Origin of the sequence: Paenibacillus sp. FSL K6-2393 (genome assembly GCF_038002545.1) — a bacterium.
In the GTDB taxonomy this organism is placed as follows: Bacteria; Bacillota; Bacilli; order Paenibacillales; family Paenibacillaceae; genus Paenibacillus.
On the sequence record NZ_JBBOCU010000001.1, the window covers coordinates 5,517,086 to 5,529,799 of the forward strand.

The 12,714-nt window shown below is 46.3% G+C and carries 9 protein-coding genes; 1 reads left to right on the forward strand and 8 read right to left on the reverse strand.

The genetic code is table 11. From position 1 onward, the window contains the following. Window positions 1–55 precede the first annotated feature (55 nt). From MHI14_RS24595 to MHI14_RS24610, 4 genes are all read right to left on the reverse strand, one after another. Window positions 56–733 carry a CpsD/CapB family tyrosine-protein kinase gene (locus tag MHI14_RS24595; protein ID WP_091033856.1) on the reverse strand — a complete coding sequence of 226 codons (678 nt, stop codon included), beginning with the start codon at window positions 731–733 and terminating at the stop codon, window positions 56–58. Then, window positions 714–1,463, reverse strand: a complete 750-nt coding sequence (locus tag MHI14_RS24600; RefSeq protein ID WP_036611336.1) for a YveK family protein — start codon at window positions 1,461–1,463, stop codon at window positions 714–716. Before MHI14_RS24600 ends, MHI14_RS24595 begins: the two co-directional genes overlap by 20 nt. A gap of 37 nt (window positions 1,464–1,500) precedes the next feature. Beyond that, on the reverse strand, window positions 1,501–2,259 hold the full coding sequence (locus MHI14_RS24605) for a tyrosine-protein phosphatase (protein WP_133386712.1): 759 nt from the start codon (window positions 2,257–2,259) through the stop codon (window positions 1,501–1,503). Between the two features lie 154 nt (window positions 2,260–2,413). Beyond that, window positions 2,414–2,818 carry a hypothetical protein gene (locus tag MHI14_RS24610; RefSeq protein WP_133386711.1) on the reverse strand — a complete coding sequence of 135 codons (405 nt, stop codon included), beginning with the start codon at window positions 2,816–2,818 and terminating at the stop codon, window positions 2,414–2,416. 378 nt (window positions 2,819–3,196) lie between these two features. On the opposite strand from MHI14_RS24610, the gene MHI14_RS24615 reads away from it, so the two are divergent. After that, a complete protein-coding gene (locus MHI14_RS24615) occupies window positions 3,197–3,565 on the forward strand; it encodes a helix-turn-helix domain-containing protein (RefSeq protein WP_017690127.1) in 369 nt (122 codons plus the stop codon). 97 nt (window positions 3,566–3,662) lie between these two features. Here the strand turns inward: MHI14_RS24615 and MHI14_RS24620 are convergent, their stop codons facing one another. The 4 genes from MHI14_RS24620 to MHI14_RS24635 all read right to left on the reverse strand — a co-directional run bounded on the left by MHI14_RS24620 (window position 3,663) and on the right by MHI14_RS24635 (window position 12,399). After that, window positions 3,663–3,818, reverse strand: coding sequence for a hypothetical protein (locus MHI14_RS24620; protein ID WP_017690128.1), 156 nt, complete (start codon window positions 3,816–3,818; stop codon window positions 3,663–3,665). A 232-nt stretch (window positions 3,819–4,050) separates the two neighbouring features. Continuing rightward, window positions 4,051–8,649: a glutamate synthase large subunit gene (gene gltB, locus MHI14_RS24625; RefSeq protein WP_133386710.1), complete on the reverse strand. Its 4,599-nt coding sequence runs from the start codon at window positions 8,647–8,649 to the stop codon at window positions 4,051–4,053. A gap of 679 nt (window positions 8,650–9,328) precedes the next feature. Further along, window positions 9,329–11,611, reverse strand: coding sequence for a YhgE/Pip domain-containing protein (locus MHI14_RS24630; RefSeq protein WP_341131431.1), 2,283 nt, complete (start codon window positions 11,609–11,611; stop codon window positions 9,329–9,331). Between the two features lie 206 nt (window positions 11,612–11,817). Beyond that, on the reverse strand, window positions 11,818–12,399 hold the full coding sequence (locus MHI14_RS24635; protein WP_036611349.1) for a TetR/AcrR family transcriptional regulator: 582 nt from the start codon (window positions 12,397–12,399) through the stop codon (window positions 11,818–11,820). Between the last annotated feature and the right edge of the window lie 315 nt (window positions 12,400–12,714).

The following is a 12,714-nucleotide window of genomic DNA, read 5'->3' on the forward strand; positions in this document are numbered from 1 at the left end:
GTGATAAAGGTGCAGTAGACATTACCTGTTTACTTGGGAGCATTGGATGGAAGGTTTACTTCTCTCCGTAGCCCACCGGAACTGCAACGTTTTTGATATTGTTTAGGATTGCGCCCAGGATTCGTGCATTCACATGCTCCAGAGCAGCCTTGGTCTTCTTCACCAATTCCTTCTTGACCTTGCCCGAGTTCACGACCAGCAGCACGCCATCACACAGCGAACTCACAATGAGTGCATCCGTTACCGCGAGCACCGGCGGTGTATCAAACATGATGACATCATATTGATCCTCTAACTTCTCAATCAGCCTTTTCATCCGGTTGGAACCAATCATCTCGGAAGGGTTCGGCGGAATTGGGCCAGAAGTGAACAATTGGAGATTATCGATATAGCTCTCTCTAAGCACGTCTTCAACACTGTACTGATTAGACAGCACACTACTAAGACCGATATGATTCGGTACAGAAAATACCTGGTGCAAGGAAGGATTCCGCAGATCCGCATCGATCAGCAGAACTTTCTTGCCTTCCTGGGCATAGGTTACCGCCAGGTTGCTAATGGTTGTTGTCTTGCCTTCGCCGGATTCAGCGGAAGCGACCATGATTTTTTTGATATGACTGTCGATTGAGGAGAACTGAATGTTCGTCCGTAATTTACGGTATCCCTCCGAGATCTGAGATTTGGAGTTAAAATAGGTCACCAGACTGTTATTTTCATTGGTTAGCCGCGACATATTTGCCATCCCCCACTTTCTGTTGAGATACGTAATTTTTCGTATTTTTCAGATCATCTTTTTTCATTTTGGATATCACTGTAAGCACAGGCAGGCCCAGCTCTTTTTCAAGTTCAGTTTCGGATTTGAATGTGTCATCCAGATAATCCATCAGGAATACAAGTGCAATCGCGAGCACAAGACCTGCGAACAGACTGACAATGATGCTTAATGTGGTTTTCATATTGATTGGAGATGCGTTACTATCCACTTTTGCTTCACTGAGGATAGCCACATTATCGATTTTCATGATTAGGGGGATTTGAGATTGGAACACGTTGGAGATGGCATTGACCGTTTTTGCGGCTTTTTCGTAGGTAGTCCCTTGTACAGTTATGCTCATCACTTGGGATTCGCTGGCTGTAGAGACGGAGGTGCTATTCATGAGCTGAGCAGAGGTTAAGCCTAGGTCTGGATACGTGGTAGCGACTTTATCCATAATGGCGGAAGATTTAATAATTTCTCTGTATGAGTTAATGAGTTTGATATTGGTTTGAATCATGCTGAAGTCCATCATCGCCTGGCCTTGAACGTTAGAGGTCTGGTTCACGATCAGTTTGGAACTTGCCTCATAGATGGGCTGGGTGAAGAAAATGCTTTTGACCCCTGCACCCACACCGGCTATCAAAGCAATTGCAACAATCAACCACAGTTTCTTTTGTAAGAGTCGAAAATATCCTTTCAGTTCCACTTTCATTCCTCCTATACGTTGTGATCTATCTATGTAACTACCAGATGGACAGCAGCCATTTGCGAGGTTTCCAGCGTTCTGTGACCAGACACGAATTCGATAGAATGTGCGACGCATTCTCTGCCAGCCTTTTAACGGCTTCAGCTCCAAATCGACGCTCGATGGCCCGCTCTCCTTCACTTATGGCAAATGTCCTTTTGCACGTATCATGTGCATCTGATGAAATGAAATGAAACCCGTTTTCTTTGCAAAAATGAAAACACCACTGCCGAACTTTCCATCCGAAAAGCCCAGTGAAAGATTGAGCTGTGAGCTGACATAGTCCGCCTTGACTCAAGTAATCAGCCAACAACTTTGGCTTCTTCAAAATGACACGATTGCGTTCCGGATGAGCAATAATAGGGGTAATTCCCGCTATTCGTAATTCATGCAGTATCCTGGGGAACTGTGAGGGAATATGACCAAAGGGCAGTTCCAGCAACATGTAACGACTTCCGGCGAGTGTGCAGCACTTTCCTGCATATAAGTCTCCAATCAGGTTGTCATGCACCCTGATCTCCTGTCCGGGACGGATCTCCAGGCGAATGTTACGTTTGCGAAGTTCTGCATGAAGCAGGTTCACGGCCTGATTGACCACCATCGGTTCATTGTTGTATTGCCCGTTCAGGTGATGCGGAGTAGCAATAATGGAGGTAATTCCTGAGGCTGCCGCCTTCTCAGCCATCGCAACGGACTGCTCCATTCGAACAGGACCATCATCTAGGCCGGATAATATGTGGCAGTGCATTTCAACCATATCCAAACTTCCTGAAATAGTATGAGCCCCCTCGCCCCTTTATTCATTGCGCAAATGCTTTTGGTGTTAAAGAACTAATGCATAACGCTATGAAATATAGTAAAATGGCGTTAAGTACATGTTTTGTTCAGAAAATGTTAAGAATCGCTTGGAATTATATGGTGAAATCAATGTAATGATAGGGTTCCTGCAGAGCCTTTTGTTCTGTTGCCTTTTCATACTGAAAACGGGAAACCGCGGGAAACTGAACTTCAGTAAGCATTGTGTTTAACTGTCCAGTTATATATAGTTTCTGTTCGTGCTGAATATGCAAGTTTGAATGATACATTGTGAGCTCTCCGAAGGGCTGTTTCCATTGCAACCTTGCGTGAAGTCGTACACATACATGTTGATCTTCAACATCCAAACCAATGAGCATTTCTGATGATACCGGCAACTTCAGGTCGCTCAGGAAGGTGATTGCTTGAGTGTCCATTCCAAGTAACAGAACAGGGCGTCTTTTGCGGTCTATCATTTTCCCATGAAACTCCTGAATGTACATATGGACATTTAATTTCATATCAGCCCATTCCTGAATTATTGAATACATGATTTCATTCCTTTAGAATGGATTAGCCTACATGGACTGCCTCCACTTCCTTCTCACAGGTATATGGTCCAGGCAACAAGGAGATACTTAAAATATTCCAAATGATACATTTTGTAACTCCATACGTCCAATTTACGATACAATACGTATCATGTCAAGCGGTATTTGGACATGGTTCTTTTGATTTACGACAATTTGAGATGTCCTTAGACAGACCTATTTACAAATGGAAATGGGTTAAAGGAAACACATGAGGAGTTACTCTTTTGCAGGAAAGCTGCCCTGATCAAACACTTGGCTCAGGATTGTTTCAATATATATTTGATGTCGTTCAGGGGGAAATAGCTTATGAGCTACGGAAATCGCATTGCTGAATTACGGGAACAGCGGGGACTTACTCAAGAAGAACTTGCGAGCTCCATTCATATTACCAGAGCTGCTCTCTCCCACTACGAGAAGAACCGTCGTAAACCGGATTTCGAAGTGTTAACGAGACTTGCTGACATCTTTGAGGTGTCTATTGATTATCTTATAGGACGTACAAAGCAAAGCGATGTCGTGATGGATGAAGATGTACGTGAATTCGTGGATACCTTGGAGTTGTCGGATAAAGAAGTGTTAGAACGCTTCGATCTGATGATTGATGGGAAGTCCTTAACAGAAGAAGAGGCACGTCGTTTTATTGCGTTTGTCCGAATGGAACGCAGTATGGACTAAACCCGAAAAGAGGACCCAGTTCCCGAGAGATAACCTCTCTGGCTTCTGGGCTTTTTTTGTGTCTTAATTCCCTTTCATTCCATGCTTGTCTATTGTGTCAAGGACGCTTGTTGTTGACGGAGGATACGAAATGGTTCCAACGCTCCGGGTCGATTCCGCATTGCAGTAAAACCTTCATGATGTCCATCTGGGTTGCTTCGACTTGTTTACCTGTCGGCCTACGATCGTCCCTGTTTGGATGCTTCATATTCATTCCGCTAACCTCTCTTATCTTTATACTTTCCCTGCCCTCCAAAACTAGCCTTATTATACTTGAGAATGTTCCTCGATGTTGTCGTCTCATGGCGATAACGTTTTTTGAAGGGGTTCTAATTTTGTCGAAAGCAAAATAGGAGCAATATGGTGCCGGAATGGCAACCATATTGCTCCTATTATTCTTAATACAACCTGTTCATGCACTTCCACCTTTGAACAAGGAAGTTTTATTAACCTCCAGCACGTGCAAGTTCACGCATATTCGCTTCAAACGCTGCGAGCAGCGCTGCTTCTCCCGTCAAACCTGTTGCTTGAATCCGTTCGATCTGTTCTGTCATACGTTTGAAGTCCTTCGGAATAACCCGAACGAACTGATTCAGCGCATCTTGCCAGTTATCCAGAACGCGCTGACCGACAGCACTTCCTGTATTAGCAACATGACGTTGAATCATGCCTCGCAGATCTGCACTTTCGGCCACATCTTCGATACGCTCCAAAAGAACCATTTCCAGATTACAACGTTTCAGGAATGTGCCTTCTGGATCATATACATAGGCAATACCTCCGGACATCCCTGCTGCAAAGTTACGACCTGTATCGCCCAGTACAACGACACGTCCACCTGTCATATACTCACAACCATGGTCGCCTACACCTTCAACGACTACTTTGGCGCCCGAGTTACGTACAGCAAATCGCTCACCCGCAATACCACGGATATACGCTTCGCCGCTTGTTGCTCCGTAGAGAGCCGTGTTACCGATAATGATGTTATCTTCCGCCTCAAACGTTGCTTTCGGAGAAGGCATCACGATCAGTTTACCTCCGGACAATCCTTTACCTACGTAGTCATTGGAATCCCCTTCAACGGTCAAGGTCATACCTTTAGGTACAAAGGCCCCAAAGCTTTGTCCGGCAGAGCCGACAAATTTGAATTTAACCGTATCTTCGGGCAATCCTGCGAGTCCATATTTGCGTGTGATCTCACTACCCAAAATGGTACCTACTGCACGGTTAACATTTGTAATTGGAAGCACCGCTTCAACCGGTTGACCGGATTCAATAGCAGACTGTGCCAGTGGCAGCAATTGTTGCATATCCAGCGTTTCTTCCAATTGGTGATTCTGATGCTGTGTGCGGTAACGTGCAGAGCCTTCCGGCATTTCAGGCACGTGCAGCAATACAGACAGATCCACACCTTTTTTCTTCCAGTGATCTACGGCTTCTACCGTTTCAAGGCAATCTGTACGTCCGACCATCTCCTGAATGGTACGGAAACCAAGATCAGCCATGATCTCACGCACATCTTCAGCAACAAATCGCATGAAGTTAACCACATGAGCTGGATCACCCATATAATTTTTGCGCAATTCCGGATTCTGTGTCGCTACACCAACCGGACAAGTATCCATTTGACAGACACGCATCATGATACAGCCAAGTGCAACGAGCGGTGCTGTAGAGAAACCATACTCTTCTGCTCCAAGCAAGGCTGCAATCGCTAGGTCACGGCCGTTAAGCATTTTGCCGTCTGTTTCGAGGACGACACGGTCACGCAGATTGTTCAGCATCAACGTTTGATGTGTCTCTGCAAGACCTAGTTCCCAAGGCATACCTGCGTGGCGAATCGAACCTTGCGGTGATGCACCTGTACCACCATCATAACCGCTGACGAGGATGATATCGGCACGGCCTTTGGCTACACCAGCTGCAATGGTACCCACGCCCACTTCCGATACAAGCTTCACGTTAATCTCAGCACGCGGATTGGCATTTTTCAAGTCATAGATCAACTCTGCCAGATCCTCGATCGAGTAGATATCGTGATGCGGTGGTGGTGAGATCAGACCTACACCTGGTGTTGAACCACGGACTTCAGCAACCCAAGGATACACTTTACGTCCTGGCAGTTGTCCGCCTTCACCCGGTTTTGCTCCCTGAGCCATTTTAATCTGAATCTCATCGGCATTAACCAAGTAGTTGGATGTAACACCAAAACGTCCGGATGCTACCTGTTTAATCGCACTGCGACGGGAATCCCCGTTGCTATCTTTAATGAAGCGAGCCGGGTCTTCTCCACCTTCACCGGTATTGGATTTACCTCCAACACGGTTCATAGCGATGGCAAGATCTTCATGCGCCTCTTTACTGATCGAACCGAAGGACATTGCACCTGTTTTGAAACGACGCATGATATCTTCTACGGATTCAACTTCTTCGAGTGGAATGGAATCTCCAACTGGTTTCAGTTTCAGCATGGAGCGAATGGTCAACAGTTGATCATTCTCACCTTGTACAAGTTTGGAATATTTTTTATACAGCTTGTAATCCCCAGTGCGTACCGCATGTTGCAGGGTATGAATGGTTTGCGGATTGAACAGATGCTCTTCTCCGTCGTTACGCCATTGATAATCCCCACCGGAATCCAATACTTTATCGTTACCGTCTTTTTCCGTAAAGGCACGGTTATGATGTGTCAACGCTTCGGCTGCCACTTCTTCCAACCCAATTCCACCGATACGGGAAGGTGTCCAAGTAAAGTAACGGTCAACGAAGTCTGATTTCAGACCTACCGCTTCGAATATTTGAGCTCCACGATACGATTGAATCGTAGAAATCCCCATTTTGGACAACACTTTAGTAACGCCTTTGGTAGCTGCTTTAATGTAGTTTTTCACTGCTTTCTCATGCGAGATACCACGCAGCAACCCTTGCTGAATCATGTCATCCAGCGTTTCAAAGGCCAGATAAGGGTTCACCGCACTTACACCGTAACCCAGCAGCAACGCGTAGTGGTGAATATCACGCGGTTCTGCCGATTCGAGCATAATGCTGACTTTGGTTCTGGTTCCCTGGCGAATCAGATGGTGATGCAGACCTGCTACAGCAAGCAATGCAGGAATGGCAGCATTCTCTGCGTCCACACCGCGGTCAGACAGGATCAGAATGTTATGACCTTTGTCGATGACACGATCCGCAGCTTCGAAGAGCAAATCCATCGCTTTGCGAAGTCCTTCTGCTCCTTCCGCAGCGGTGAAGAAGATTGGAATCGTCATGGAGCGGAAGCCTGGGCGACGCACATGGCGAATCTTCGCAAAGTCTTCATTGGACAATACCGGTGTATCCAGACGGATCTGGCGACAACTCTCCGGTTCAGGATTCAGCAAGTTACGCTCAGGACCAATGGTTGTTGCCGTAGACGTTACAATCTCTTCACGGATTGCATCGATCGGCGGGTTGGTTACCTGGGCGAACATCTGTTTAAAGTAGTTGTACAGACGCTGCGGACGATCCGACAGCACAGCCAGCGGTGCATCATAACCCATCGAACCCGTAGCTTCCATACCTGTTGTTGCCATGGGCTCCAGGATTTTACGCAGTTCTTCAAATGTATAACCATATGCCAGCTGAAGCTGGGTCACGTTATCATGTTTTGGATCAGGAAGTTCCGGTGCTTCCGGCAACTCGCTCAGATCCATCAAATGCTCATCAAGCCAATCCTGATACGGATTCTCGGCTGCGATGATTGCTTTTACTTCCTCATCCGCGATGATGCGGCCTTCTTGTGTATCCACAAGCAACATCCGACCTGGGCGCAGACGATCTTTGTACAGGATCTCTTCCGGCGCGATATCAAGTACCCCAACTTCGGAGGACAGGATAATACGGTCATCCTTGGTTACATAATAACGAGCTGGACGCAAACCGTTACGGTCAAGTGTTGCACCAATTTGCAAACCATCTGTAAAGGCCATTGCTGCTGGTCCATCCCAAGGCTCCATCATTGTGCTGTGATATTCATAAAATGCTTTTTTGGCAGGATCCATGCCCTCATCTGTGCTCCAAGGTTCAGGAACCATCATCATGGCCACGTGTGGCAGGGAACGGCCGCTCAGATACAGGAACTCCAGCGTGTTATCGAACATCGCTGTATCCGAACCGTCTGGATTGATGACCGGTTTTACTTTCGCGATGTCGTCACCGAACAACTCGCTCTCGAACAAGGACTGTCTAGCATGCATCCAGTTCACGTTACCACGCATCGTGTTGATCTCACCGTTGTGGATCATGAAGCGATACGGGTGGGCACGTTCCCAGCTTGGGAAGGTGTTTGTACTGAAACGGGAATGCACGAGTGCAATAGCCGATTCAACAAGGTCTTGCTGCAAATCCAGATAGAACTCTCCTACCTGTTCCGTAGTCAGCATGCCTTTATATACAATTTTGCGACAAGACAAGCTTGGAAGGTAGAATGAACCGCCTTCTGCCTCATCTGCCGAATAACGAATAGCCAGCTCAGCACGTCTGCGAATAACATACAGCTTACGCTCGAATCCCAGCTCATCCTTCACATCTGCGGATCTTCCAATGAACACCTGACGTACATAAGGTTTCGCTGCAAGTGCAGAACGGCCAAGCATTTCATCAAAAGTAGGAACATCCCGGAAACCCAGGAACGTCTGTCCTTCTTCTTCAATAATCTTCTTAAGGCTCTCTTCATGTGCACTACGGATGGCAGGGTCCTGGGAAAGGAACAACATCCCTACACCATAGAAGCCCTGTTCAGGCAATGCAAAACCAAGACGTTCTGCTTCCTGTGCAAAATAGCGATGTGGAATCTGAATCAGGATACCTGCTCCGTCACCGGAATTCGGCTCACTTCCCTGTCCTCCACGGTGCTCCATGTTACTGAGCATGGTCAGTGCCTGACTAACGATATCGTGTGAAGGTACTCCTTTGATGTTGGCAACAAAACCCATTCCGCATGCGTCTTTTTCGAACTGCGGGTCATACAGACCCTGTTTTGGAGGTAATCCGATGTGTCTCATGGAACGCAACCTTTCTATAATGAAGTATTTCGGAAAGATCAAGAACATAGGCAACAGGCAACAATGAAACGGGAGGAGCTGGCCTTTTTCGCTTGCGATAGAGCCTGCTAGATAGAAGAGGTGACAGCATAAGACTGTCAAAAATAATGCCTGCTATTGGGCAGAAGCCATTAAATGAGATGAGCTGAGCTGATCCGGACGATCCGGCAAACAGCCTGTATAAATCAACACGCAGCCGCTGGCACGGCTACTGAAATGGAGCGACGTTTTTTTGATATAGTTCTATTATTTTAACACCGACCTAACATCAGCGCAATTTAAACTTTTTAATACCTCTGATAAGAAATGTTTTGCAGTACAGCTTTACAGTAGTAACGTTTAAATTCATCTCTTTTTCGAATAATTATACACTTTTTAAGCCAGAGTACAACTGAATTAAATTGCTGACAGAAGAAAATCGTTCCATGTGCAGCCTACGTTTATCCATAATTCCACCAAATTTTCACTGCTTAAGCCAGCTAAACTTTGCTTCTCTATGCATTTGTATACAAAATAGCCTGCAACCCCTTTTTGGGGTCACAGGCTATTTGCACTATTTGACTACTATATTGCATAATTTCACTACAAGAAAATAAAGTTTTTTTTCATAAATATGACCCTGCTGAAGATCAGGTTCGACTTATGCCGTCACAACTTGACCAGAATCAGCCTGTTCGACTTCTTTTTTCGGACGTCTGCCATTCCAGAGGAAGTAAGCAAGCGTCAGCAGAATGGATACACCTGCATAGATGCTAAGAATACCTGCCTGATGCCACATCACATCCAGATTACCACTCGATACAACGGCTTTGAAGCCCATAATGCTGTGTGTCATTGGCAACCAAGGGCTAAATGCCTGAAGCCATGATGGAATCAGTTCTACCGGGAAGGTTCCTGCACTAGCCGCAAGCTGGAAGACCAGAAGCAGAATGACGACATAACGTCCAGGCAGATCCAGCCAGGTTACAAGTGCCTGAACGATCAACATGAAGGTCAGCCCCGTAATAATGGTAAACAGATAGAACAGCCCTACGCTGTGCGTCTCCAGTCCAAGACCATATAACATGAAACTTGCCACAATAACCGATTGGAAAATACTCACGGAGCCAAATACCAGTGTCCGGCTGACAAAACGATTCCAGCCTGTTGCACCAGGTACGGACGTTTCCCGCATTTTCAATACAATCGTGGAAATCAACGATCCCACAAACAGACCGATCGACAGGAAGAACGGTGTCAATCCTGTACCATAATTGCTTACGTTCTCTGCTGTGTTCTCCGAGGAGTTTACAGGTTCAGCGAACATGTTCACTACATCATCCTTTTTCTTAACTTCGGATGTTTTCTGCGCGGCATCATTCAGCTTGGTAGCCAGTTCACTTGAGCCATCTTTTAGCTCGGTAAGACCGTCAGCCAGTTTGCCTGCGCCATCCCCCAGTTGTTTGGAACCATCGGTAAGTGAATTAACACCACCACTGAGTTTGCCTACACCCGTTTGCAAAGCTGTTGTACCTGAGCCCAGCTGCTTGGCACCATTGGCGAGCAATGTACCGCCACTTGCAGCATCACCCAGTTTGCCACTGAACTGCTTCAGACCATCGGAGAGCTTCGCTCCTCCTTGACTAAGCTGTCCGGCTCCTGCCAGCAATTGCTTTTGTCCATCTACCAGCTGGTTTGCACCAGCAAGAAGTTGCTCCTGGCCACCATGAAGCTCGGATGCGCCCGCAGCCAGCTGCTGATTGCCCTGATGCAGCTGATCTGCACCCTGTGCAAGCTTCTGCTCGCTCTCATGCAATTGTGCACTGCCATCGGCAACGGCTTCACTCGCCGCAAGCAGTTTCTGTACATCAGCACTTTCAGCCAATTCCGGGTTCGAGGCAGCAAGCTGCTTCAATCCGGCGGCTACGCTCTGTGCACCATCAGCAACCTTGGAGCTGCCATCTACAGCCGATTGCAGGCCTGTTGCCAGTGTACCGCTGCCCTGAACGGCACTTTGCAGACCATCCGACAGCTTCGCACTGCCCTGTTCTGACGATTTCAGGCCAGCCTGCAACTTACTTGTGCCATCCAGTGAAGACTGGAGTCCCGTTTCCAACTTGGCGCTGCCATCCTTCAACTGATCTGCTCCGCTCTGAAGCTGGCTCGAAGCAGCTGCCTGAAGCTGTTGCAGACCGGATACAAGATTCGATGTTCCACTTTCAAGCTTGGTTGCCCCAGTGTGCAGCGCGTTAACACCATCACTTAATGGAGAAAGTCCTTCCTGAAGTTCAAGCGTTCCGGATGCAAGCTTCGCCAGGTTATCCTTGAGCTTAACAGCACCATCATCCAGTTTGCCTGCGCCGGTATTCAGTTCACCCGCCCCGTCGCCTGCCTCAGCCAAGCCATCCGATACTTCGGAGAACTTGTCGAGCAATGTCTCTGCATAGGATTCCGTTACTTTGGCTGAGACTTTTGCTTTGAGGTCCTTAATAGCGGTCTTACCGATCTGTGCACCGACAAAACTGTAATTGCCATTCGGTTCATAGATCAGATCAGCCGGCTCCGGCTTGTCATCGAGCAACGTTGTTGCTTGGGATGAGAAGTTCTCCGGAATCGTAATTTGCATATAATATTTGTCATTACTCATGCCTTCTTTGGCTTGACTCGCACTGACAAAATCCCATTTGAAATCGGCATTTTTCTTCAGCTCATCCACCAGATCACTACCTACATGGAGGGATTTGCCCTCCAGCTCAGCGCCTTTATCCAAATTGACAACGGCAACCGGCATCTCATCCACATGACCATACGGGTCCCAATAGGCCGCCAGATAGATGCCACTATACAGGATCGGTATAAACATAATTGCAATAACAGGGATCAACACCTTCGGGTTTCTCACGGCCGATCCCACATCCTTGAAAAACACGGATAAAGATTTCATGTCATTTTCTCCCCTTAATCTCTCTGCTCCATGAGCAGGAATAACCATAATGAAATACAATGTCGCATTCCAGAAAATATACTGAAACACGAACTGACCACTTTCCTCAAACAGTCACTTTAGGGCAAAAAAACAACCTGTCTTCCGACAAGCCTCCCTGCTTGATACACGTAAAAATCCTTATATTATAGTAGATTAAATTCGGATTACGTTACAGCAGCAATTCCTTCCATTAAGAAAAGGCGAAAGTAAGTCTTAATTTCCTCTTTGCTCAGCGGTTGATGTTGTTTGCTCCAGTCTGAGGTTAATGCAATATACAGGCGAATCATCATAAATGCGACGACTTGCGGATCACAATCTCGAATCTCTCCATTGTCTTTTGCTTTCTCAAGCTCCTTAGCCAGAAAGTCGGAGATTACTTTCTCCACCTTGTCCAAACCTTCCTTGGCCTGCAGCGTTCCAAAGTCCTTCAGCTCCTGAGATAACTTAACAAGCAGATCGTGATCACGACGAAACTCTAACAATGCATCCAGTACTCGAAACAGATTATCGAAAAATGCACTTTCCTGATGTACTTCACGATGCGCGATGTTCTTCATTTCCTGAATCACTTCTACCAGGATCTGATCAAACAATTGTTCCTTATTGGTAAAAAACGTATAGATCGTTCCTTTGCCAACGTTCGCAATCTTGGCGACCTGATCCATCGTCGTTGCTTTGTATCCAAACATGGCAAACGACTGGGCTGCTGCATGAATAACCTGCTGTCTCCTGTCAATCGGAGCCATCATATCCCTCCTTTAAACACATTCATTGTTCAATCGCTCTACATAAATGACCAAAAATACAATTCGGTCATTCGGTCAAAATATACAATACCACCTTAGAAAACAGATTGCAACCCTAACATTTTAAAAATTGTGTTAATATTTTTTAACCTAAATGCAGTGGAAACTCCTTCTGTCGTCGTCTATAGTGTAAGATGACTCAGATAATACGTATATATAATGAAGTTTAGGTTGTCTCATTGTAAGATATATGGTGTAAATATTCATAGAAGAAACATGATTTTGCGCTTCAATGTATATTCATGTAGTAACGCA